Source organism: Microbacterium saperdae, assembly GCF_006716345.1.
GTDB classification, from domain to species: Bacteria; Actinomycetota; Actinomycetes; order Actinomycetales; family Microbacteriaceae; genus Microbacterium; species Microbacterium saperdae.
In genome coordinates this window covers 498,615-521,334 of record NZ_VFOX01000001.1, presented here as the reverse complement: position 1 = coordinate 521,334, position 22,720 = coordinate 498,615, and the positions used below count along the sequence as shown (strand labels likewise).

At 70.0% G+C, this 22,720-nt stretch carries 20 protein-coding genes; 12 read left to right on the top strand and 8 right to left on the bottom strand.

Going from position 1 to position 22,720, the window contains the following annotated elements; all coding sequences use genetic code 11:
- Positions 1-112: 112 nt before the first annotated feature.
- Positions 113-973, top strand: coding sequence for a hypothetical protein (locus FB560_RS02330; RefSeq protein WP_141870888.1), 861 nt, complete (start codon positions 113-115; stop codon positions 971-973).
- A 28-nt stretch (positions 974-1,001) separates the two neighbouring features.
- The gene (locus FB560_RS02325; protein ID WP_141870887.1) at positions 1,002-1,319 is read left to right on the top strand and encodes a DUF4229 domain-containing protein; all 318 of its coding nucleotides are present in this window, start codon (positions 1,002-1,004) and stop codon (positions 1,317-1,319) included.
- 21 nt (positions 1,320-1,340) lie between these two features.
- On the opposite strand, the gene FB560_RS02320 is transcribed toward FB560_RS02325, so the two are convergent.
- The 3 genes from FB560_RS02320 to FB560_RS02310 all read right to left on the bottom strand — a co-directional run bounded on the left by FB560_RS02320 (position 1,341) and on the right by FB560_RS02310 (position 3,246).
- Entirely contained in the window at positions 1,341-2,321 is a 981-nt protein-coding gene (locus FB560_RS02320) for a 1,4-dihydroxy-2-naphthoate polyprenyltransferase (protein WP_141870886.1), read from the bottom strand.
- Between the two features lie 77 nt (positions 2,322-2,398).
- On the bottom strand, positions 2,399-2,689 hold the full coding sequence (locus tag FB560_RS02315; RefSeq protein WP_141870885.1) for a DUF4287 domain-containing protein: 291 nt from the start codon (positions 2,687-2,689) through the stop codon (positions 2,399-2,401).
- Positions 2,690-2,775: 86 nt separating this feature from the next.
- Positions 2,776-3,246, bottom strand: coding sequence for an Lrp/AsnC family transcriptional regulator (locus tag FB560_RS02310; RefSeq protein WP_141870884.1), 471 nt, complete (start codon positions 3,244-3,246; stop codon positions 2,776-2,778).
- Between the two features lie 72 nt (positions 3,247-3,318).
- On the opposite strand from FB560_RS02310, the gene FB560_RS02305 reads away from it, so the two are divergent.
- Entirely contained in the window at positions 3,319-4,758 is a 1,440-nt protein-coding gene (locus tag FB560_RS02305; protein WP_141870883.1) for a DUF6421 family protein, read from the top strand.
- Between the two features lie 129 nt (positions 4,759-4,887).
- A complete protein-coding gene (locus tag FB560_RS02300; protein WP_141870882.1) occupies positions 4,888-5,556 on the top strand; it encodes an SDR family NAD(P)-dependent oxidoreductase in 669 nt (222 codons plus the stop codon).
- 21 nt (positions 5,557-5,577) lie between these two features.
- On the opposite strand, the gene FB560_RS02295 is transcribed toward FB560_RS02300, so the two are convergent.
- On the bottom strand, positions 5,578-7,059 hold the full coding sequence (locus FB560_RS02295) for an MFS transporter (RefSeq protein WP_141870881.1): 1,482 nt from the start codon (positions 7,057-7,059) through the stop codon (positions 5,578-5,580).
- Between the two features lie 136 nt (positions 7,060-7,195).
- Here FB560_RS02295 and FB560_RS02290 point away from each other — a divergent pair, with 136 nt between their 5' ends.
- Entirely contained in the window at positions 7,196-8,263 is a 1,068-nt protein-coding gene (locus tag FB560_RS02290; RefSeq protein WP_141870880.1) for a threonine aldolase family protein, read from the top strand.
- A 64-nt stretch (positions 8,264-8,327) separates the two neighbouring features.
- On the opposite strand, the gene FB560_RS02285 is transcribed toward FB560_RS02290, so the two are convergent.
- On the bottom strand, positions 8,328-8,930 hold the full coding sequence (locus FB560_RS02285; protein ID WP_141870879.1) for a DUF4916 domain-containing protein: 603 nt from the start codon (positions 8,928-8,930) through the stop codon (positions 8,328-8,330).
- A 72-nt stretch (positions 8,931-9,002) separates the two neighbouring features.
- Between FB560_RS02285 and FB560_RS02280 the strand changes: the two genes are divergently transcribed.
- On the top strand, positions 9,003-9,656 hold the full coding sequence (locus tag FB560_RS02280; protein ID WP_229673320.1) for an alpha/beta hydrolase: 654 nt from the start codon (positions 9,003-9,005) through the stop codon (positions 9,654-9,656).
- Between the two features lie 259 nt (positions 9,657-9,915).
- Positions 9,916-11,625, top strand: coding sequence for an ABC-F family ATP-binding cassette domain-containing protein (locus tag FB560_RS02275; protein WP_141870878.1), 1,710 nt, complete (start codon positions 9,916-9,918; stop codon positions 11,623-11,625).
- 28 nt (positions 11,626-11,653) lie between these two features.
- Here FB560_RS02275 and FB560_RS02270 read toward each other — a convergent pair whose 3' ends face one another.
- Positions 11,654-12,745 (bottom strand): ATP-binding protein, encoded by a 1,092-nt coding sequence (locus tag FB560_RS02270; RefSeq protein WP_141870877.1) that lies wholly within the window; start codon positions 12,743-12,745, stop codon positions 11,654-11,656.
- Positions 12,746-12,895: 150 nt separating this feature from the next.
- Between FB560_RS02270 and FB560_RS02265 the strand changes: the two genes are divergently transcribed.
- The 5 genes from FB560_RS02265 (at position 12,896) to FB560_RS02245 (ending at position 20,694) form a co-directional block, all read left to right on the top strand.
- The gene (locus FB560_RS02265; RefSeq protein ID WP_229673322.1) at positions 12,896-13,843 is read left to right on the top strand and encodes a DUF1214 domain-containing protein; all 948 of its coding nucleotides are present in this window, start codon (positions 12,896-12,898) and stop codon (positions 13,841-13,843) included.
- Positions 13,844-13,888: 45 nt separating this feature from the next.
- On the top strand, positions 13,889-18,526 hold the full coding sequence (locus FB560_RS02260) for an ATP-dependent helicase (RefSeq protein ID WP_141870876.1): 4,638 nt from the start codon (positions 13,889-13,891) through the stop codon (positions 18,524-18,526).
- Between the two features lie 74 nt (positions 18,527-18,600).
- The gene (locus FB560_RS02255) at positions 18,601-19,431 is read left to right on the top strand and encodes an EI24 domain-containing protein (RefSeq protein ID WP_141870875.1); all 831 of its coding nucleotides are present in this window, start codon (positions 18,601-18,603) and stop codon (positions 19,429-19,431) included.
- Positions 19,431-20,204, top strand: coding sequence for a DNA-formamidopyrimidine glycosylase family protein (locus FB560_RS02250; protein ID WP_141870874.1), 774 nt, complete (start codon positions 19,431-19,433; stop codon positions 20,202-20,204). The genes FB560_RS02255 and FB560_RS02250 overlap by 1 nt, the downstream gene beginning before the upstream one ends.
- 82 nt (positions 20,205-20,286) lie before the next feature.
- Positions 20,287-20,694, top strand: a complete 408-nt coding sequence (locus FB560_RS02245) for a DapH/DapD/GlmU-related protein (RefSeq protein WP_141870873.1) — start codon at positions 20,287-20,289, stop codon at positions 20,692-20,694.
- 42 nt (positions 20,695-20,736) lie between these two features.
- Here FB560_RS02245 and FB560_RS02240 read toward each other — a convergent pair whose 3' ends face one another.
- Positions 20,737-21,396, bottom strand: a complete 660-nt coding sequence (locus FB560_RS02240) for a LuxR C-terminal-related transcriptional regulator (protein ID WP_141870872.1) — start codon at positions 21,394-21,396, stop codon at positions 20,737-20,739.
- A complete protein-coding gene (locus tag FB560_RS02235) occupies positions 21,389-22,621 on the bottom strand; it encodes an ATP-binding protein (RefSeq protein WP_141870871.1) in 1,233 nt (410 codons plus the stop codon). The genes FB560_RS02240 and FB560_RS02235 overlap by 8 nt, the downstream gene beginning before the upstream one ends.
- Positions 22,622-22,720 lie beyond the last annotated feature (99 nt).

Genomic DNA, 22,720 nt, shown 5'->3' with positions numbered 1-22,720 from the left:
GCATTGCCGGATGCCGACGACGGGGTGAACGCGGGGTGTCCTGCCTACAGGACCTGCGCCGATCGGCGACGATGGACAGATGTTCTGGTCTCGGCACTCGCACGGACGCCCGATGCGCCGACGCATCCGCGAGACGGACGAGTTCCGTTGGTTCACCGCACGAGCCTGGACCACCCGGTGGTACCCGCAGGGGGTGGATGTCGGATCCTGGCGGGGGCGGCGCACGCTCGCGGTGAGCTGGTTCCGGCAGGATCGGACCGGCAGTCACCTCGCGTCCCGCGTCGTGCTGATCGATCTGCAGCGCTCCCGTCACATCGACATCGCCCTCGCGATCGAGGAGGACGGCGAACTGCAGCCCGCCCGCATCCACACCGGCGGGATCGCCTGGTTCGGCGATCGACTGTTCGTCGCGGCGACAGGGCAGGGCATCTGGGAGTTCGACCTCAGTGAGATCCGTGAGGTGCGCGGCGCCGTCGCGCGACGCGTCCGCGGCATCTCCGGGCGTCGCCCGGGTGCGCGATCGCTCGTCGCCGTGCGGACCCACGTGCATCCTGTCGCCCTGCGGTGCTCCTTCCTCGGCCGGCTGTACGACGACGACGGCACCTCCCTGGCGCGGGTGCTGATCGGCGAGTTCCGCGCCGACGACCGCGGCCGCATCGGCGAGTTCGCCCTTCCCGAGGGCGAAGACGGCCGCTTCCAGGAGGAAGGCCGGTTCGTGCCGGGTATCGGCCACATGCAGGGCGCCGTGCGCTGGGGCGACCGCATCCTCGTGTCGCAGTCCGACGGCATGCGGCCCGGCACGCTGTGGTCCGGAACGGCCGGAGCCCTCGCACCGCACCCGTACCGGCTGCCCGTCGGCTGCGAGGATCTGGCGCTCGACCCCGAGGCGAGGATGCTGTGGTCGCTCGGCGAGCATCCGCGCAAGCGCGTGGTGCGCGGCATCCCGTTCGCGCGGATCGGGCTCGAAAGCTGAGCTGCAGCGGCACGTTTAGACTGGTGGAGTGAAGCCTGCACCCCTCCTCGTCTACACCGTGCTGCGGCTGCTGGCGTTCCTCGTCCCCCTCGCGATCATGTGGTTCTTCTTCCCGATCTTCCGGGAGTTCTGGTGGCTCGCCGCGATCTTCGCCGCGCTCATCGGCACGAGCATCTCGATGCTGTTCCTGCGCACGCCGCTCTCGAAGGCATCCGCCGAGCTGCACGAGCGCCGCGAGGGACGCACCTCCGGCCGTCAGGTCGACGCCGATGCGGAAGACGCCGCTGTCGAAGATGCCGCTGCGGAAGACGCCGCTGTCGAGGATGGCACCACCGCCCGCGACTGACGCGGGTGAGTCAGGGACCGCTCAGCCGGCGAACGCCCAGAACAGCGCGCCGGCGTAGAGCAGGGAAGTCAGCGACGTGAGCGCGAGGGCGATCACGAGCTCGCGCGGCTGGCGGTAGGTCCAGACGATCAGGACCGCGGGCAGTCCGGCCAGCAGCGCCAGGAGCGAGATCCAGGCGATCGGGAACACCAGGGCGAGGAACACCGCGATTCCGAACGGCAGCAGGATGAACAGCGTGAACAGGACCTGGGTCGCGCGGCGGCCGACCAGGACGGTCAGCGTGCGCTTGCCGACCTCGCGGTCCTGATCGATGTCGCGCAGGTTGTTCGCCAACAGCACGGCGCAGGCGAACAGGCCGGCGGCGATCGCCCCGAGCCAGGCCTGCTGCGGCAGCTGGAACACCTGCACCCACGTCGTGCCGAGTGTGGCGACGAGGCCGAAGAAGACGAAGACGAAGACCTCGCCGAGGCCCGCGTAGCCGTACGGTCGCTTGCCTCCCGTGTAGAACCACGCGGCGACGATGCACGCAGCGCCGACGGCCAGCATCCACCACTGCTCGGTGCGCACCACGATCGCGAGGCCGACGAGAGCGGCGAGGGCGAAGAAGCTCAGCCCGATGATCAGCACGGTGCGTGGCCGCACGCGTCCCGAAGCGGTCAGCCGCGCCGGCCCCACACGCACGGCGTCGGTGCCGCGGATGCCGTCGCTGTAGTCGTTCGTGAAGTTCACGCCGACCTGCAGCAGCACAGCGACCGCGAGGCAGGCGAGGGCGATCACCCAGTGGAACTCGGGGCCGGTGCTGCGCGCGGCGCCGGAGCCGATGATGACCGGGGCCGCGGCGAGCGGGAGCGTGCGCAGCCGCGCAGCGCCGATCCAGTCCCCGACCGTGACCGGTCCGGCCTCGACGATGGGGCGTCGAGCCGGGTTGCCGCTGGTGCGACTCGGGGTACGCGGGGTGCTCTTGGTGCGCGCAGAACTCTTGCGCTTCGACGATGCTGCCACGCTCGGAATCCTACTGGGCGCGCCGATGACGACCCTCGAAGGGGTCGGGGATTCTCATGCGGTCCTGGCGAGGGGCCTCAGGCGTCGGGGTTCGAATCCTTGCCGTCGAGCCAGAGCGTGTCGCTCTTGTCACCGTGCGCACCGGGCTTGCCGACGTGCTTGTCGCCGATCTTCGGTCCCTTGGTGATGACATGCACCAGTGCCATCGCGTGCCCCTGGCCGAGCTGATAGTCCTCCTTCAGCCACGCGACGATCGGCGTGGCCTTGGTCGTCTCGTCGAACCCCTTCTCCTTCGCGAGTTCGATGAACTGGCGCGGCGTGAGGCCGGTCTTGGTCTCGATGTTGTCGAGGTAAGCCTGGAAGGACATGAGGTCTCCTGTGTTCAGCGGGGCGAGAGCCATCATGGCCGAGCGCGCGCCGGATGACAATGGCGCCGGATGACGATGAGGGCTCGTCAGTCCTCTGTCGCGTGCTCGGCGCCGAGCGGGAGGATGGGCCGGTGCTCGTAGTAGGTCTGCAGAACGACGGTCGTGCGGGTGCTGACGGATGCCGCGGTGCGGATGTCGCGGACCAGCTCCTCCAGGGCTCGCGGCGAGGCCACACGGACGAAGAGCATGTAGCTGGCATCACCCGCGATGGAGTGGCAGGCCTCGATCGCGTCGAGGTGCTCCAGCAGCTCGGGGGCGTTGTCCGGCTGCGCGGGGTCGAGCGGGGTGATCTCGATGAAGGCCGAGAGCGGGGTGCCCACGAGCTCGGGGTCGAGGATCGCACGGTAGCCCGTGATCACTCCGCGGGTCTCGAGTCGGCGGAGTCGGGACTGCACGGCCGATACCGAGAGGCCGACGGCATCCGAGAGCTGGGAGAGCGTGGCGCGTCCGTCACGCGCGATCTCCGCGACGATCGCGCGGTCGACAGAATCATCCATGGATGTAAGATTATCGTCAGTATCCCGTTATGACCGGAAAGTTTCCGGCATGCCGCACGATCGGAGGTCTCGATGTCCATCATTTCCGCCAACAGCTCTGCTGCACAGGCCATCGTCGGCGAACCCGAGGTCGTCGAGGATGCCCTGATCGCCGAGCAGTCGAGCGCCTGGGCCCAGCTCAAGGATGCCGCGATCGCGATCCGCGAGTTCCAGATCAAGGACGGCTCGATCCCGGATGCCGCCCACCACGCCACCGCGCGCGACCTCGTGGCTGCCATCACCGGAGCCATCCGCTCTCTCGCCCCGGCCTTCCCGCACGACGCGGAGTACCTGGCCGCCTCGATCGTCGACTTCGACCGCTGGGTATCCGAGGACTTCGGCGTGCCGGACTTCCTCGACTCGCTCGTGGCGTTCCAGCCGCAGCAGCACCGCGTCGACGGCATCCGCCACCTCGTGGTCTTCCCGATGTACACGCAGAACGGTTCGAGCGATCGTCTGGTCGAGGCCCTGATCGTCGAGACGATCTGGCCGGAGTTCATCGCCGCGCTCGAGGCCGGCGACTACGGCAACAAGCTGTTCGTCTCGCTGCGCCTGGTGGACTTCACGCCCGGTTACGACACCAACTCCGCCGTGCTCTTCCCCGAGACCGTCGCGATGCGCGAGATCCCGACGTTCACGTGGGGCGCGATCTTCCAGGACCGCGAAGCCGCCCGCTACCGTCGCGTCACCCGCGCCGCCGCCGAGATCACCAACCTCGACCTGCCCGAGCGCGCTGCCGCAATGCTCGACGACCAGCAGGTGGCCGAGAAGACCTTCGTGATGTGGGACATCATCCACGACCGCACCCACATGCGCGGCGATCTGCCCTTCGACCCGTTCATGATCAAGCAGCGGATGCCGTTCTTCCTGTACTCGCTGGAGGAGATGCGCTGCGACATGACGGCGTTCCGCGAGTCCGTGAAGATCGAGCGTGCCCTCGCCGCACGCATCGCCGCCGGCGAAGAGCTGACCGCGACCGAGCAGGAGATGCACGACTACGCGCACCTCGTGCAGTACGCGGTGATCTTCGACCGGATCTTCCGCTTCTCGATCACGGGCACCCGTACGCGCAACTACGACGCGGTCGGCGGGCAGCTGTTGTTCGCATGGTTGCACCAGCGCGGCGTGCTGCACTGGACCGACACCGCTCTCGCCTTCGACTGGGAGAACGTGCCGGATGCCGTGGTGGCACTGGGCGACGCGATCGACGACCTGTACTGGCACTCGATCGACCGTCCAAAGGTCGCGCACTGGCTCGCCGCCTACGAACTCGTCCGCGGCACGCTCACACCGCACCCGGCGTCGCAGTGGGCACGTGGTCTGTCCGACGAGATCCTCGCCGGCGCACCCAAGGGCTACACGGACGCCGTGATGGACGACGAGTTCCCGCTGTCGATGTTCTTCGAGACCCTCGACAAGAAGATGAAGCCCGTCATCGAATCGACGGTCGGCATCCGCGGCACCGACGACTGACATCCGCGCGCAGCGCGCGCGAGAGATGCGGCGCTGGGGCGCACCACTTCTGCGGCCGGAACCACTTCCTGCGGATCATTCCGCCGGTTCCGGCCGCAGAAGTGTCCTCCATCCGCGAAAGTGAGAGACATGACTGATCATCAGGACACCGGAGCCACGGATCTCTCCGGCCGCACGGTTCTGCTCGCGGGAGCGACGAGTGCGGCGGGCCTCGCGGTGACGCGTGCGCTGCGCTCCGTGGGCGCGCAGGTCATCGCGACGGGGCGCTCGACCGAGCGACTGCAGGACCTCGCGGCTGCGGGTGCGCAGATCGAGGTCGCCGACGCGACGTCCCTCGCCGAGATGACGGCTCTGGCCGCCCGCCTCGGCCAGCTGGACGCGGTCGTGCCGCTGGTCGGCGGATGGCGTGGGGGCGGTGGCCTCGCCGGCCAGAGCGACGAGGACTTCGCCGCTCTGCTTCCCGCACTCGAGGCGGTGCGCGCGACCAGTCGCGCCTTCGATGCGGCCCTGCAGGCATCGGATGCCGGACGCTTCGCGATCGTGTCGTCCACCGCCGTCGCCCGCCCGCTCGCCGGCGGCGCGAACTATGCCGCTGTCAAGGCCGCCAGCGAAGCGTGGGCACGCGCGGTCGCACAGGGCTTCGCCAAGGCGGCACGCGAGTCGGGCGAACCGTTGCGCGCGGCATCCGTCGTGTTCCGGGCGAAGACCCTCGCCCCGGAGGCTCTCGCCACGCGGATCGTCGCCCTCTGGGATGCGGATGCCACGGACCTCAACGACCGCCTGATCGACCTGGACTGACCGTCCCGCAGCAACAGGACGTCACCGTGGTTCCGGCGGCATCCCCGGGACGATCGGAGGGGCGTCGACTCTCCGGGCACTCTCTCGCGACTCCCGCCCCGATGGCACGACATCCGGCCGCTCGCCCTCTGCGGCGTCGGCCTCCGCGTCGTTTCCGGCATCCCCCTCGCCCTCCTGCGCGGGAGCGGGATCCGGGGCGTTCGCATACAGCTCGGTGAGCTTCCGATACGACTTCGTGAAGAACGCGAGCGTGCCGACCACGACCATGATCAGACCGGCGAACAGGCAGATCAGCGCGATGCCGCGGGCATCCCCCTCGCCGAGGAGCCATCCCCACTGCTGCTGCCCTTCCCGTGTCTTCATGTACGGGATGATCAGGAACTCGGCGATCGGCGCGATCAGGAATGCGGTGATCGGGGCGGCAGCCGCCTCCATCGCCGCGGCGACGCCGAACACCCGCCCCTGACGCTCGAACGGCACGACCTTCTGGATCACGGTCTGCTCTGCCGCCTCCACCGGGGGCACGAGCGCCATGTAGACCCACATGCCCAGCACGTACAACGGCCACCACTCGCGCAGCATGAACACGGAGCCCAGGAGCCCCATCGCGATCACGACGAGGAGCATCGTGCGCATCGGCTTCTCGCCCAGGCCGAACTTCGCGACCACCAGTCCGCCGATCAGGAACCCCGTCGAGGCGAAGGCCAGGGCGAAGCCCCACATCTGCGCGTCGAACAACGTGAGCCCGTACGGATCCATGAGCGCCATGTAGACGCCGCCGATGAGGTTGTTGAACGTCGAGAAGATGATCAGCGCGAACAGGCCCGGTGCCAGCCGGATCGCTCGCACGCTCCCTCGGAAGTCCAGCGCGCTCTTCGCCTCGGGATCGGCCTCGGGGGTGCCCTCGGGAATGCGGATGAGGAGCAGGTGCACGAAGGTCAACGCCATCGCGACGATCGCGATCGCGAGGGTCCATCCCATGCCGAGGAATCCGATCGAGAGACCGGAGAACACGCTCGTGACCAGGAAGGCCAGTCCCTGCACGGTGCCGACGAGGCCGTTGGCGTTCGCGCGCTTGTCTTCGGGCACGAGCAGCGTGACCGTGGTCGACAGGGCGATGTTGCGCAGCTGCTCGATCACGCCGCCGAACAGGATGACGGCAGAGAACAACCAGAACCACGGACCGCCGAGGTCGAGCAGGGCGCTCTCGGGCTGCGCGACGTACAGGACGCCGGCGAGCAGGAACGCGATGGCCGAGATGACGCTCGAGAGCAGCATGACCGTGTGCTTGCGGTGGCGATCGACGATCGTGCCGAAGAGCATCGCGAAGAACGCGACCATCAGCATGTACGCGCCGCCGATGATTCCGGTGGCCAGCACGGACTGCGTCTCGATGTACACCCAGAAGGTCAGCGCGAACCACAGGAAGCTCGTCGTGACGTTGGCGATCAACGTGTTGACGAGGACGTTCGCGAAGGCCGTCTTCGCTGCGGTGCGCTGCATGATCCGAGGGTAGAGCGCCCCTCCGACATCCGGAACCCCCCCTGGGAGCGGACGATCCGCGGACCGCTCCCCCGGGCACGGGGGAAAAGGGGCCCCGTCCGCCGGTCGCGACGGACCGGGGCCGTAGGCTGTATCGGTGACCATCCAGCATGACCCCGCGATCCGGGGCTTCGCCAGCGACAACTATTCCGGCATCCACCCCGAGGTCCTCGCGGCCATCTCGGAGGCCAACGACGGGCACCAGGGTGCGTACGGCAGCGACGCCTACACGGCACGCCTGCAGGAGGTCTTCCAGGAGCAGTTCGGCGACGGCGTCGAGGCGTTCCCCGTGTTCAACGGAACGGGCGCGAACGTCACCGGCCTCCAGTCGATGCTGCCGCGCTGGGGCGCCGTGGTAGCGGCGTCCACCGCGCACATCAACGTCGACGAGGGTGGTGCCCCCGAGAAGATCGGCGGCTTCAAGCTGCTCACCGTCCCCACCGACGACGGCAAGCTCACCCCCGAGCTGATCGACCGCGAGGCCTGGGGCTGGGGCGACGAGCACCGCGCACAGCCGCTGGTCGTCTCGATCACGCAGTCGACCGAGCTCGGCACGCTGTACACCGCGGAGGAGATCCGCGCGATCGCCGACCACGCCCACGAGCGCGGCATGAAGCTGCACCTCGACGGCGCACGGCTGTCGAACGCGGCCGCAGCGCTCGATCTGCCGCTGCGCGCCTTCACCCGCGATGCCGGCGTCGACGTGCTCAGCTTCGGCGGCACCAAGAACGGTGCCATGCTCGGCGAGGCGATCGTGGTGCTCGACCCGGCTGCATCCGACGGACTCGTCTTCTCGCGCAAGTTCAACATGCAGCTGTCGTCCAAGATGCGCTTCGTCTCGGCGCAGCTGATCGCCCTGCTCGAGGGTGACCTGTGGCTGCGCAACGCGCGGCACGCGAACGCCATGGCCGCCCGTCTGCGCGGCGAGATCGAGGACGGCATCGCCGCAGGCTCCATCAACGGCGTCTCTTTCACGCAGCCGACGCAGTCCAACGGCGTCTTCGCGACGCTCCCCGACGGCGTCGCCGACGCGCTGCGCGAGTCGTTCCGCTTCTACGACTGGGACGCGGCGCGCAACGAGGTGCGGTGGATGTGCAGCTTCGACACGCACGAGTCCGACGTCGACGCGTTCGTGGCCGAGCTGTCGCGCCTCACCTCCCGCTGACGCGCGACGCGGCCTGCGCGTCGCGGCGGTCGTGGGATCTCACGGCGAGATCCCACCCGGGATGTCAGCGCAGCAGACCGAGGTTCGCGAGTGCCAGACGGATCAGGGTGCCTCGGCCGCCCTCCATCTCGGCGGCGACCGCGTCGGATCCTGCCGCCTCGGGCGAGAACCAGGTCACCTCGAGAGCGTCCTGACGCGGCTCGCAGGTGCCGGTGACGGGCACGACGAAGGCCAGGGAGACCGCGTGCTGACGGTCGTCGTGGTACGCGCTCACACCGGGGATCGGGAAGTACTCGGCCACCGTGAACGGGAGCGGCTGCGGCGGGAGCAGGGGGAAAGCCATCGGTCCGAGATCGTTCTCGACGTGACGGAACAGGGCGTCGCGGATGGTCTCGCCGAAACGGACGCGGCCGGACACGATCGTGCGGGTCATCTCGCCCATCGGTGTGGACCGCAGCAGGATGCCGATCTCGATCACCTGGCCCGAGCCGTCGGTGCGCACCGGGATCGCCTCGACGTAGAGCATCGGCAGGTGCCGACGCGCCTCCGCGAGTTCGAACTCGCTCAGCCAGCCGGGGTTGGAGTCTCGGGAGGGCTGCTGCCCGTCGCCGAAACCGCCGAGGCCGTCGTCGGGCTCGGGATCGGGATCAGGTGTGCGAACGGCCATGCGTCCTTTCTACCAGCCGCACCTCTCCGCCGACACAGCGTGGACGTCGGCGGCCCCTGGCAGGATGAAGGAGTGAGCGAGAATCTGACGATCGACGACACCGCGACACGCTGGTCGACCACCGACCGCGCCGGGATGCCGCTGGTGGTGCTGCTGCACGGCTACGGCGCCGACGAGCACGACCTGTTCGGACTCGTGCCCCACCTGCCCGCGGGCATCGCCGCCGCATCCGTCGCCGCGCCCCTCTCCCCGCCGTGGCCCATGCCCGGCCGCTCCTGGTACCCGATCGAGGGCCTCGACGGACGCAGCGCCGATGCCGTGACGGCCGCTGCCGACGCCTTCCTCCGGTGGCTCGACACCGCGGCCGCGGGGGCGTCATCCGTTGCTCTGCTGGGATTCTCGCAGGGCGCCGCCGTGGCATTGCAGGCGCTGCGCCTGGCACCGGAGCGCTTCGGCGCCGTGGCTGCCCTCAGCGGCTACGCGGCACCGGGCGATCTTCCGCACGACGACGACCTGAAAGAACTCCGCCCACCGGTGTTCTGGGGGCGCGGTTCGCACGATGACGTGATCCCTCCGGCGCTGATCGACCACACCGCGCAGTGGCTGCCCGAGCATTCCGAGCTGTCCGGACGCGTCTACATCGGCCTCACCCACAGCATCTCCGAGGAGGAGCTCGCCGACGTGCGGCTGTTCCTGACCAGATGGGTCGACGGCATCACTCCCTGACCTCGGCGACGAGCGCATCCGCCCTCGCGACACGCCCGGAGGTTGCGATGCGCGACACGCCCGGGTATCGTCGTGGAGTCCTGTCCGCCGTGTCTGGAAGTCCTTTGATCTGATCCGTCGCCTCCGCGCCTCTCTTTCCGCGCGCTGACCCGACGATCGCCGACTCACACGGCCCGCACCGCCCTTCGAGGGCGTCGATTCTCGACGACCCCGCCGGTGCTCCGGTGTCAGTGCACCCTCGCACTCGACAGGAGACTCCATGTCCACCCCCACCCTTCACGCATCGGTCACTCTGGACCGACTCACGTTCACCTGGCCCGACGGCTCGACCGCACTGGACCAGGTGTCCGGATCGTTCGGCACCGGCCGCACCGGGCTCGTCGGCCGCAACGGCTCGGGCAAGTCCACGCTGCTGCGGCTGATGGCGGGCGAGCTGACGCCGACCTCCGGCACGGTCAACAGCACCGGCGAGGTCGCCTACCTCCCGCAACGGCTTACGCTCGACGTCGACCGTCGCGTCGCCGACCTCCTCGGCGTCGCGCCGGCACTCGACGCCGTGCGCGCGATCACCGCGGGCGACGTCGACCCCGCGCACTTCGACGCGGTCGGCGACGACTGGGACATCGAGGCGCGCGCGGAGGTGTCGCTCGCGGAGGCCGGCCTCGCCCCGGACTTCCTCGACCGCCGGGTCGGCGAGCTCTCGGGTGGCGAGGCCGTGCTGGTCGCGATCGCCGGCATCCGCTTGCGCCGCGCACCTGTCACCCTGCTCGATGAGCCGACCAACAACCTCGACCGGGACGCGCGTGCGAAGCTCGCCGCCATGGTCGCGGCCTGGAAGGGCACACTCATCGTGGTCAGTCACGATGTCTCGCTGCTGGAGCTGATGGACGACACCGCCGAGCTGTACGCGCACACGCTGAGCGTGTTCGGAGGCCCCTACTCGCAGTGGCGCGCCTGGTTGGATGCCGAGCAGGATGCCGCGAAGCAGGCCGAACGCGATGCGGCGCAGTCCGTGCGCAAGGAGAAGCGGCAGCGCATCGAGGCCGAGACCAAACTCGCTCATCGGACCCGCACGGCGAAGAAGGCCGAGCGGGAGAAGCGCGTGCCGAAGATCGTGGCGCACGGTCGGAAGATGGCCGCCGAGGTGTCCGCCGGCAAGCTCCGTACCGAGGTCGGAGCGAAGGAGGAGGCCGCACGTGCCGCGCACGACGAAGCCGGTCGACGCATCCGCTCCGACGCGTCGATGAAGATCGAGCTGCCGGATCCACTGGTGTCCCGCGCCCGGCGCATCGCGACGATCGGCGACGACGAGCGGTCCTGGGTGGTCCAGGGGCCGGAGCGGGTCGCGCTGGTCGGGCGCAACGGCGCCGGGAAGACCACGCTGCTCGAACGACTCGTGGCCAGCGCCGGCGCCGTCTCCGACGACGTGTCCGTCCATGACTCAGGGGCAACGGAGCGCAGTACCCCTGTGGCGCCCGATTCCGCCGAAGACGACGCGGATCTCCTGAGTTGTGAACGCCCACCGCTGCACGCGCACGCGCACACCGCGCTGGTCGGCTACCTGCCGCAGCGCGTCGACGGGCTCGAGGAGGGGCGCTCGGTGTTCGAGAACATCGCCGCGGCGGCGCCGCACGTGCCGGAGAAGGAGCTGCGCAATCGGCTCGCTCGTTTCCTGATCCGCGGCGCGACCGCCGATCGGCCGATCGACTCGCTCTCGGGCGGGGAGCGGTTCCGGGTGGCTCTGGCCACGCTGCTGCTCACCGATCCGGCACCGCACCTGGTGGTGCTCGACGAACCGACGAACAACCTCGACATCGACACGGTCGACCAGCTCGTCGAGGCGCTGCGCGCCTATCGCGGAGCCGTGCTCATCGTCAGCCACGACGATGCGTTCCTCGCGCGGCTCGATCTCGACCTCCGGCTCGAGATCGATGCCGAGGGTGCACTGCGGGAGGTCGACGTGACCTGAGGGCGCCCGCTCCGGGGGTCCTCCTGCGTCACTCGGCAGGGCGCAGGGGGACCTTCACGTCACCACCGGCCTCCTCGGTGATCCGCTCGCCCATCTGCACGAAAGTCGGCTGCGCGATGAATCCGCCGGCGAACAGCGCCTGCCCCTGCGCGAATCCCGAGGAGCGGCGGATGTCATCCTCCGGCGCGAATCCGAACACATCCGCGATCTCGGCGAGGTCGCGCGGGGCATTCACCCGCATCAGGGCGAGGTTGTCGCACTGCGAGAGCACGTTCGGGTGGATCTTGGTCGGCCGCTGCGTCGACAGCAGCAGCCACAGCCCGAACTTCCGCCCCTCGGCGGCGATCTGCACGAGCTGCTCGGTGAGCGCCCGCTCGACCGCCGTCTGCGGGGTCGGGGAGCACAGGTTGTGCGCCTCGTCGATCACGATGAGCACCGGTCGACGTTCTTCCCGATGCGCCCACAGGTGCTCGAGCACCGCGAGGGCCGCGACCTTCGGCTCGACGGGGTGCGCGAATCCGCCCAGATCGAGCACGGTCGCGTGAGGGCGTTCGTCGATGGTCTCGAGCACGGTCGACGCGCCACGGGACCACAGGTCCCATTCCAGCACCTGGAGGTTCTCCATGCGGTTCGCCAACCGCGTCTCGCCCGGGTCTCCCGACGCACGCAGGCGTCCGAGGAGATGCTCCGCATCGAAATCCCTGGCGTCCGCCCCGGCGTGCAGGAGGACGTTGTACTCGTCGGCATCGGCGATGGGATCCAGCTGGAGGACGGCCGCCTTCGACGCTGTGGAGAGTTCCGTGTAGCGCACGCGCAGCGGCTCACCCTCGGTCGCACCGCTACGGAACACCCGGATGTCGCGGGCGGTGATCTTCGATGCGTCACCACCGTGCGCAGACGAGCGTGTCTCACGGAGTCGGGTGTAGTCGCCGTTCGGATCGAGGATCAGCAGCGGCAGCTCGGTGTTCAGCAGCAGCTGCTCCAGCACGACTCCGAGCGCATAGGTCTTGCCGCTGCCGCTCTGACCGCACCAGAACGTGTGGCGGTTGAACCGGCGTGCGTCGAGATGCACCGCGATGTCGGGGTCGCCCAGCGCGCTCCCGATGGTGAGATTCGTCATCGTGTCGATGTGCCTTTCGTTCGCGTCCCGCACGACGCCGTCCTGGAGAGAGCGTCTGCGAGTGTCCGTGATCGAGATCTTCCTCGCTCGGGGATGCGCGCGCCAGTGCGGATGCCCCAGTATGGGCGTATCTCCGAAGAAGGGCAGACCATGGTCGACTCCCCCGTCCACGTCACGTTCGAGAATTTCGTCCGTATCGAGAGTGCCCGCATGTTCGCCGGCATCGCCGCCGCAGCGGGCGGCTCGAACATCTGGAACCACTACCGGACGCCCACGCCGATCGATCAGCAGACCGTCATCCGCATGAATCGCGACACGCTCTACAGCGCCGCGATCATCGACGTGTCGCAGGGCGCGACCATCACGATCCCGGATGCCGGGGAACGCTACATCTCGGTCATGTTCGTGAACGAGGACCACTACATCAACCTCGTGCTGCACTCCGGCGGGACGTACGACCTGACCGCCGATGCGCTCGGCAGCGACTTCGTGCTCGCCGCCGCGCGGGTGCTCGTCGATCCGGAGGACTCGGCGGATGTCGCCGCGGTGAACGGGCTGCAGGATCAGTTCGCCCTGTCCTCCGTCGCCGGACGGCAGTTCGCACCGACCGCGTACGACGAGGAGTCGTTCACGGCGACGCGCGGTGCGGTGCTGGAGCTCGCGAAGGGGCTGGACGGATTCGACCGCGCCTTCGGCAGGAAGGAGGACGTCGACCCGATCCGTCACCTTCTCGGAGCCGCGGCCGGATGGGGCGGCCTGCCCGAGAGCGAGGCGTTCTACATCAACGTGAACCCGGGACTGCCGCTCGGCGAGTACTCGCTGACCGTGGGAGACGTCCCGGTCGACGGATTCTGGTCGATCTCGCTGTACAACGCCGACGGCTACTTCGAAGAGAACCCGTCCGGCGCCTACAGCGTCAACGACATCACCGCGCAGCGCGACGACGACGGCACGATCACGGTGCGCTTCGGCGGCGATCCGGCCGCACCCAACGCGCTGCCGATCACGGACGGATGGAACTACCTGGTGCGGCTGTATCGACCGCATCCCGAAGTGCTCGACGGCTCCTGGACGTTCCCGAGCATCCGCCGGGACTGACCCCGCGGCACGCCGGATGTCGGTGGCAGGCGTGATGATGGAGGGATGAGCGACGTGCTCGACCGCTTCACCCCCGCCACGCAGGACTGGTTCCGGGGGGCGTTCCCCGCGCCCACCCCCGCGCAGGCAGGAGCGTGGACGGCGATCTCGGCGGGCAAGCACGCCCTCGTGGTCGCTCCGACCGGGTCGGGCAAGACGCTCTCGGCGTTCCTGTGGGCGATCGACAGCGTGTTCCGCGAGCGCACGTCCGCGACGGAAGCCCCGGCGAAGGGCGAGCCCCGCACGCGCATCCTGTACATCTCGCCGCTGAAGGCTCTGGGCGTCGACGTCGAGCGCAACCTCCGCTCGCCACTCATCGGCATCGGGCAGTCCGCGCGGCGCCTGGGCATTCCGGCGCCCGCCGTCACGGTGGGCGTGCGCTCGGGCGACACGACATCGAGCGATCGCCGCAAGCTCGTCTCCGATCCGCCGGACATCCTGATCACGACCCCCGAGTCGCTGTACCTGATGCTGACCAGCCGCGCCGGCGAGACCCTGCGCGGCGTGCACACCGTCATCATCGACGAGGTGCACGCGGTGGCGGCCACCAAGCGCGGCGCACACCTGGCCGTGAGCCTGGAGCGCCTCGACGCGTTGCGTCGTTCGTACGGCGTGGAGACGGCCGCCCAGCGCATCGGGCTGTCGGCGACGGTGCGCCCGATCGACGAGGTCGCCCGGTTCCTCGGCGGGTCGGCGCCGGTCGAGATCGTCGCGCCTCCCGCGTCCAAGACCTTCGAGCTCTCGGTCGTCGTCCCGATGGACGACATGACCAATCCGCCGCCGCCTCCCGGTGCTCCGCCCGAGGCGTCGGGCGTCGACGCGGAGTACACCGAGGTCACCGGCTCGGTGTGGCCGCACGTCGAGGAGGCGATCGTCGACCGCATCCTCCAGAACAACTCGACGATCGTGTTCTCGAACTCGCGGCGTCTGGCGGAGCGGCTGACCGGTCGCCTGAACGAGATCTACTCCGAGCGCATCGGCGCCCCGCTCCCCGAGACCACCGTGCCTGCGCAGATGATGGCGCAGGCGGGGGCCACGGCCGGCGCCGACCCCGTGCTGGCGAAGGCCCACCACGGCTCGGTGTCGAAGGAACAGCGCGCACTCGTCGAGGAGGAGCTGAAGTCGGGCGTGCTGCGGTGCGTGGTCGCGACCAGCAGCCTCGAGCTGGGCATCGACATGGGCGCGGTCGACCTCGTGATCCAGGTCGAGGCACCACCCTCGGCCGCATCGGGGCTGCAGCGCGTGGGACGTGCCGGCCACCAGGTGGGCGAGATCAGCCGCGCCGCCCTGTTCCCCAAGCATCGCGGCGACGTGCTGCACACCGCGATCGTCACCGAGCGGATGCTGGCGGGCAAGATCGAGGCGATCCAGGTGCCGCGCAATCCGCTCGACATCCTCGCCCAGCAGACCGTCGCCGCCAGCGCACTCGGAGCGATCAGCGTCGAGGAGTGGTTCGAGACCGTGCGCCGCTCCGCGCCGTTCCAGTCTCTGCCCCGCTCCGCCTACGAGGCGACGCTCGACCTGCTGGCCGGGCGCTTCCCCTCCGATGAGTTCGCCGAGCTGCGGCCCCGCCTGGTCTGGGACCGCGACGCCGGAACGCTCACCGGTCGCCCCGGCGCGCAGCGCATCGCCGTGACCAGCGGAGGCACGATCCCCGACCGCGGTCTCTTCGGCGTCTTCGTGGCGGGCGAGACGACCGGCGCCAGGGTCGGTGAGCTCGACGAGGAGATGGTCTACGAATCACGCGTGGGCGATGTGTTCACGCTCGGCACCACGAGCTGGCGGATCGCCGAGATCACGCACGACCGCGTCAACGTGATCCCCGCGTACGGCCAGCCGGGCAAGGTGCCCTTCTGGCACGGCGACGGCATCGGCCGCCCGTTCGAGCTCGGAGAAGCGCTCGGGAAGTTCTCGCGCGAGGTGTCGACGGCCACCCCGGAGAAGGCGGCGCAGCGCCTGATCGAGGCCGGTCTCGACGAGCAGGCCCGCACGAACCTCATGGCCCATCTGACCGAGCAGCGCGAGGCGACGGGCACGCTGCCGACCGACCGCACGCTCACGGTCGAGCGCGGTCGCGACGAGGTCGGCGACTGGCGTGTGATCCTGCATTCCCCCTACGGCATGAAGGTGCATGCCCCGTGGGCGCTGGCCATCAACGCGCGCGTCCGCGAGCGCCTCGGCGTCGAAGGGTCCGCGGTCGCCAGCGACGACGGCATCATCGTGCGCATCCCGGATGCCGAGGCCGAACCTCCGGGCGCGGAGCTGTTCGTGTTCGACCCGGATGAGCTCGAGCACCTCGTGACAGAGGAGGTCGGCGGCTCTGCGCTGTTCGCCTCGCGGTTCCGCGAGTGCGCCGCCCGCGCGCTGCTGATGCCGCGCACCAACCCGAACCGACGCTCCCCGCTCTGGCAGCAGCGCCAGCGTTCCGCACAGCTGCTCGAAGTGGCCCGCCGGCATCCCACCTTCCCGGTGATCCTCGAGACACTGCGCGAAGTGCTGCAGGACGTCTACGACCTCCCCTCGCTGCGGCGCCTCGCCACCTCGATCGCCGATCGTCGAGTGCGCCTGGTCGAGACGCAGCCTGCCCAGCCCTCGCCCTATGCGCGCGACCTGCTGTTCGGCTACGTCGGCGCATTCATGTACGAGGGCGACTCTCCGCTGGCCGAGCGCCGGGCGGCGGCGCTCTCCGTCGACCCCGCCCTGCTGGGCGAGCTGCTGGGGACCGTCGAGCTCCGGGAGCTGCTCGACCCCGAGGTGATCGCCCAGTTCGAGCGCGAGGCCCAGCGACTCGACCCCGAGCGTCGGGCACGCGGCCTGGAAGGCGTCGCCGACCTGCTGCGCATGCTCGGACCTCTCGACGCGGTCGAGGTCGCCGCCCGGCTCGCGCCCGAGAACGAGACCGATGCCGAAGTCGTCCGCATCGAGACCGCCGCCGCGCATCTGGATGCGCTCGTCACCGCGCGCCGGGCGATTCCCGTCACGATCGCGGGCACGACCCGCGTCGCGGCGATCGAGGATGCCGGTCGTCTGCGCGACGCCCTCGGTGCGGCGCTGCCCACCGGCATCCCGGTCGCGTTCCTCGAACCGCTCTCCGACCCGCTGGGCGATCTGGTCGCCCGCCACGCCCGCACCCACGGCCCCTTCACCACGGATGCGGTGGCCAGCCGGTTCGGCATCGGCGCCGCGGTCGCCCGGCACACCCTGCAGCGGCTGGAAGCCGCGGGCCGCCTGACCAGCGGGTACTTCCTGCCCGACCCTTCGTCGGGCTCAGGGAGCGGTTCAGGGAACGACATCGAATGGTGCGATACCGAGGTGCTGCGGCGGCTGCGCATGCGGTCGCTCGCGGCGATCCGGGGCAGCGTCGAGCCGGTGTCGCCTGAGGCGTACGCGCGGTTCCTGCCTGACTGGCAGCATCTGGCTCGTCCCCTCGAAGGTCTCGACGGTGTGATCAGCGTGATCGAGCAGTTCGCCGGTGTGCCGATCCCGGCCAGCGCGTGGGAGTCGCTCGTCCTCCCGTCGCGGGTGCGCGACTACTCGCCCGCGATGCTCGACGAGCTCACGGCCGCGGGCGAGGTCATCTGGTCGGGGCACGGCACGCTGCCGGGCCGGGACGGCTGGGTGTCACTGCACCCCGCCGACCTCGCGCCCTTCACGCTCCCCGAGCCGGATGCCGAGATCGCCGTGGATTCGCTCGAGGCGCGGCTCCTCACCGCGCTGCAGGCGGGAGGCGCCTACTTCGCCGCCCAGCTGAAGGAGATGGTCGAGTCGGACGACGCCCTTCGTCAGGCTCAGGACCCGCAATCCGTGCTCGAGGCCCTCTGGTCGCTGACCTGGTCGGGTCATGTCACGAACGACACGTTCGCGCCGATCCGTTCGCTGCTCGCGGGCGGCTCGCAGGCGCATCGTGTGACCCGCAAGGCGCCGCGCACGCGCACGTACCGGGGCATGTCGTTGACGCGTACGGCCCCGCGTCCCACCTCGATCGGCGGTCGCTGGTCGCTGCTGCCGACCGTCGAGACCGATGCCGCCCGTCGGGCCACGGTCACCGCGGGACTGCTGCTCGACCGCTACGGCGTCGTCACCCGCGGTGCGGTGCAGGCCGAGGGCGTCCCGGGCGGATTCGCGCAGGCCTACCGTGTGCTCGCGGGCTTCGAAGAAGCCGGGCACTGTCGCCGCGGCTACGTGATCGAGAAGCTGGGCGCCGCGCAGTTCGCGGCCTCGGCCACGGTGGACCGTCTGCGCACGTTCGCCGGACTCGCCGATCCCGCTCCCCGCAAGGCCGTGACGCTGGCGGCCACCGACCCCGCGAACCCTTACGGAGCCGCGCTCGGCTGGCCCAAGCTCGACGAGGTGTCGCATCGCCCCGGCCGCAAGGCGGGGGGACTCGTCGTGCTGGTCGACGGCTCCCTCGTGCTCTACCTCGAGCGCGGCGGACGCACCGTGCTGTCGTTCAGCGACGACGGCGAGGTGCTGCGCGCCGCGGCATCCGACCTCGCTGCGACGGTACGGGGCCGGCGCCTGGACACGCTCACGGTCGAGAAGGTCAACGGCGAGGGCGTCTACGGCACCGAACTCGCCCTGGCCCTGCAGGAGGCCGGTTTCGTGGTCACTCCCCGCGGCTACACCCTGCGCAAGGCGGTCTGACCCTGCGCGCTCCGATCCTGCCGGAGGCCGCGGTCGCCACGACAGACCGCGCCGCGTCTCCTACGCTGAGATCCATGATCCGAGAGTTCAGCACCGGCCTGCGACTCCTGCTGCGCGGCTTCGGACTGTGGCGTACCCGGCCGGGGTTGATGGCCCTCGGCCTGCTCCCCGCGGTCATCGCGGTCATCGTGCTCGCCGCTGTGCTGGTGCCCCTGGTGATCGGCACCGGGTCGATCTCCACGTGGCTCACCCCCTTCGCGGACGGCTGGATCGAACCGTGGCGCGGGCTGCTGCGCGGAGCGGTCAGCCTCGTCATCATCGCCGCCGGACTCGCTCTCGCGGGCGCCGTCTTCACCGCGCTCACCCTCACGATCGGCGACCCGTTCTATCAGCGCATCTGGCACGCCGTGGAGCGCGACCTCGGTGATGCCCCGCCGGCCGACGGCGGCAGCTTCTGGACGACCGTGGGCGAGGGTCTCCGCCTCGTGCTCCTGGGACTGCTGATCGCGATCCTCGTGCTCATCCTCGGGCTGATCCCGCTGGTCGGCGGTTTCCTCGGCCCCGTGGCCGGCATCGTGCTCTCCGGACGGATGCTGGCGCGCGAACTCACCGGTCGCGCCTTCGACGCCCGCGACCTCAGCCCCGCCGAGCGCGCCGCCCTGTTCGGCGGCAGCAGGGCACGGGTACTCGGCTTCGGCGTCGCGACCCAGCTCTGCTTCCTCATCCCCGGCGGCGCGGTCGCCGTGATGCCGGCGGCCGTGGCCGGTGCCACGCTCCTCGCCCGCAGCATGACGGAGCGCACGCCGACGCAGGCGCCTGCCCCTTCGCCCTTCGTCGAGCTCAGGACCCCAGGCTCAGAGACCCGAATCCCCCCTCCGCCCCCGCCGCCGACGGGGATCCGCTGATGCCCGAGGGCGACACCGTCTTCCGCACGGCACGGCGACTCGACGAAGCGCTGGCCGGCGCGACGGCCACCCGCTTCGACCTGCGCGTTCCGCAGGCGGCGACGATCGATCTGACGGGCCAGCCGATCCATGGCGCGGTCTCGCGCGGCAAGCACCTGCTGCTGCGGATCGGCGACAGCACGCTGCATTCGCACCTGCGCATGGACGGCGCCTGGCTCGTCTACCGACCGGGCGAGAAGTGGCGGCATCCGGCGTTCAAGGTCCGCGCGATCGTGGGCACCGCCGAGCGGGAAGCCGTCGGTGTCGACATCGCCGAGATCGAGGTCGTCCCGACGCACGACGAGGGTCAGCTCGTCGGCCATCTGGGCCCCGATCCGCTCGCGGAGGACTGGGACGCCGCCGAAGCCGTGCGTCGGCTGAGCGCCGACACGCGCAGCATCCACGTAGCGCTCCTCGACCAGCGCAACGTCGCCGGTTTCGGCAACGAGTACGCCGCAGAACTCCTGTTCCTCCGCGGAATCCTGCCCACCACCCCAACGCCGGAGGTCGACACTGCGGCCCTGATCGATCTGGGCGTGCGCACGATCAGAGCGAACCGCGATCGCTCCGGTCGCACGTTCACCGGCATCGATCGTCCGGGTCAGGCCACCTGGGTCTACGGCCGCGCGGGGAGGCCCTGCCGACGCTGCGGTACCCGCATCCGCAGAGGTGAGCAGGGCGCCGATCCGACCCGGGAGAGGATCACCTTCTGGTGCCCCTCGTGCCAGCGGTGAACAGCATCCCTGCGAGGGAATGAATTCCCCACTCCCATGGTTGTGCATATATCCGGGGAATCTCCGGAGCACGGGAGGAATCGTGGGCAAGAACTACATCGACATCGAGAACGACCAGGGCGCGACGCTGCGGTACCGCAAGCACGCGAACGGTCGCGGTCTCGTCGCGCACGGCGCGAAGGTGCACCCCAAGGCGCACATCGAAGCCGGCGCCTACATCGAACCGGGCGCGCGTATCGGCGCCGGGGCGACGATCGCACGGGGTGCGTGGATCGAACCGGATGCCGTGATCGGCGAAGGGGCGCACATCGAGGCGCACGCCCACATCGGTCAGGGCGCGGCGATCGGCGACAACGCGTATGTCGGAGTCCGCACCGAGGTCGGCGCAGGAGCACGCATCGTGCGCGGCGCCCGCATCGGCGACGACGAGACGGTCGCGGCCGGTCTCACGGTGGCCACGAACCCCAAGGGCCTCTGGCTCGCCGCCTGATCCGCTCGGGCACTGCCACGATCGCCACACGGGCGCGGCGCTTCAGAGCAGCCGTCGCTCCGTGGCCCACACCGTCAGCTCATGCCGTGAGGAGAGCTGCAGCTTTCGCAGGACTGCGGAGACGTGCGTCTCGACCGTCTTGATCGAGATGAAGAGCTCCGCGGCGACCTCCTTGTAGGCGTAGCCGCGGGCGATGAGGCGCATGACCTCCTGCTCACGCGCCGAGAGCCTGTCGAGCTCGTCGTTCGCGGTCGCGGTCTCGCCTGACACCGCACCGAACGCATCGAGGACGAAACCTGCCAGACGCGGCGAGAACACCGCATCTCCCCCCGCGACCGCGTGCACGGCGCTGCTGACCTCGATGCCCGAGGATCCCTTCGTGATGTAGCCGCGCGCCCCGGCGCGGATGACCCTCACCACGTCGGATGCCGCGTCCGAGACGCTCAGCGCCAGGAACTTCGACGTCGTGGGCGCGCTGCCACGGATCACGGCCTCGCCGCCGCTCGCATCATCACCGCTCCCACCGGGAAGGTGCACGTCGAGCAGCACGATGTCGGGGACCGTCTCGCGGATCACGGCGATCGCCGACGGCACATCATCCGCCTCCCCCACCACATCGACGCTCTCGTCGAGGTCGGCGCGGAGGCCGGAACGGAAGATCGAGTGATCATCGACGATCACCACTCGCACGCGGTCAGCCACGGTTCTCCCCCGTCGTCGTGAAGGTCAGATGCACCTCGGTGCCGCCGTCGGTGCTGCGCACCGTGGCGCTTCCGCCCGCGCGACGCATGCGACCGATGATCGACTGCCTCACGCCGAGCCGATCGCTCGGGACGACGTCGAGGTCGAAACCGGTGCCGCGATCGCGGATGAACACGTCGACGCCCGAGACGCTGCCCTCGATGTAGACCGAGATCTCACCGCCCGCGTGCCGCGCCGCGTTGACCATGGCCTCGCGCGCGGCGGCGGCGAGCTCCCCGCTCGCACGCTCCGCCGACAACCCGGCCGAGACCACGTCGATCCGCACCGGATAGTCGAGTTCCAGCGCGCCCGCGTAGTCGCGCAGGTCCGTGGGCAGGTCGCTGTCGGCCGGTGCATCGCCGTCGTACAGCCAGGCGCGCAACTCCCGTTCCTGCGCCCTGGCCAGGCGTGCCGCCTCGCTCGAGGCACCGGCCCTGTTCTGGATCAGCGCGAGCGTCTGCAGCACCGAATCGTGCAGGTGCGCGGCCATCTCGCTGCGCTGCTCCTCGCGGATGCGGCGGGTGCGCTCCCCCGCGAGGTCCCGCCAGCGGTGGATGAGCGTCGACGACGCGACCGCCAGGACGCCCGCCAGCGGCAGCAGCGCGATCAGGAACTGGATGCCGCCGGTGGCGCGCGACAGCAGCACGAAGAAGAGCACCCCGAGCACGGCGACGGAGAGGATCCGCACGACGGTGGTGTGCCGCGGGCCGCGGGCCGTGTCGGTGCGATCGATCAGCGTCGCCCACAGTCCGGCGGCCGTGGCGAGCACGACCGACGTCGTCGCCATCAGCACGGCCGGGGCCTGCGAGAGCACGCTCCCGCCCGCGCTCCCGCCCACGGACCACGACGCGAGGATCAGCACGCCGAGCGCGGCCGGGACGAGCAGGATCCATGCCACCGGCACGCGTCGCGACGGAGCGGACCCGGCTTCGGTCGCCTCCTCCGTCGGGGCCTCGGTCCACGGTGTGAAGACCCAGCACCACGCGTACAGGAGCACGCCCGCCCCACCGCACAGTGTCAGGGCGACGAACAGCGCACGGATCATCCACACCGGCGCACCGAGGTGTCGTGCGAGCCCCGCGCTGACACCCGACACCAGGCAGTCGCGGTCCCGGGTGAGCGCCGGGCGCGGGGGCGCGGCGACACGGGGAGGGCGCGCGGAGGCCGGCGGCGCGGAAGAGGACATGTCGCCCATCCAATCACCCAGCGCCGCCCTGAGGGGATTCCCGCGGACAAGATCAGGGGTCGCTCAGGGGTTCACCCCATGGTCGGAGCACCCTCACGG

Bases quoted from the DNA above. Each gene is read 5' to 3' on its own strand.
- FB560_RS02265 (WP_229673322.1), top strand. From the start codon at position 12,896: ATGGTCGACTCCCCCGTCCACGTCACGTTCGAGAATTTCGTCCGTATC.
- FB560_RS02300 (WP_141870882.1), top strand. From the start codon at position 4,888: ATGACTGATCATCAGGACACCGGAGCCACGGATCTCTCCGGCCGCACG.
- FB560_RS02310 (WP_141870884.1), bottom strand. From the start codon at position 3,246: ATGGATGATTCTGTCGACCGCGCGATCGTCGCGGAGATCGCGCGTGAC.
- FB560_RS02330 (WP_141870888.1), top strand. From the start codon at position 113: ATGCGCCGACGCATCCGCGAGACGGACGAGTTCCGTTGGTTCACCGCA.
- FB560_RS02275 (WP_141870878.1), top strand. From the start codon at position 9,916: ATGTCCACCCCCACCCTTCACGCATCGGTCACTCTGGACCGACTCACG.
- FB560_RS02260 (WP_141870876.1), top strand. From the start codon at position 13,889: ATGAGCGACGTGCTCGACCGCTTCACCCCCGCCACGCAGGACTGGTTC.
- FB560_RS02250 (WP_141870874.1), top strand. From the start codon at position 19,431: ATGCCCGAGGGCGACACCGTCTTCCGCACGGCACGGCGACTCGACGAA.
- FB560_RS02305 (WP_141870883.1), top strand. From the start codon at position 3,319: ATGTCCATCATTTCCGCCAACAGCTCTGCTGCACAGGCCATCGTCGGC.
- FB560_RS02270 (WP_141870877.1), bottom strand. From the start codon at position 12,745: ATGACGAATCTCACCATCGGGAGCGCGCTGGGCGACCCCGACATCGCG.
- FB560_RS02315 (WP_141870885.1), bottom strand. From the start codon at position 2,689: ATGTCCTTCCAGGCTTACCTCGACAACATCGAGACCAAGACCGGCCTC.
- FB560_RS02255 (WP_141870875.1), top strand. From the start codon at position 18,601: ATGATCCGAGAGTTCAGCACCGGCCTGCGACTCCTGCTGCGCGGCTTC.
- FB560_RS02295 (WP_141870881.1), bottom strand. From the start codon at position 7,059: ATGCAGCGCACCGCAGCGAAGACGGCCTTCGCGAACGTCCTCGTCAAC.
- FB560_RS02285 (WP_141870879.1), bottom strand. From the start codon at position 8,930: ATGGCCGTTCGCACACCTGATCCCGATCCCGAGCCCGACGACGGCCTC.
- FB560_RS02235 (WP_141870871.1), bottom strand. From the start codon at position 22,621: ATGTCCTCTTCCGCGCCGCCGGCCTCCGCGCGCCCTCCCCGTGTCGCC.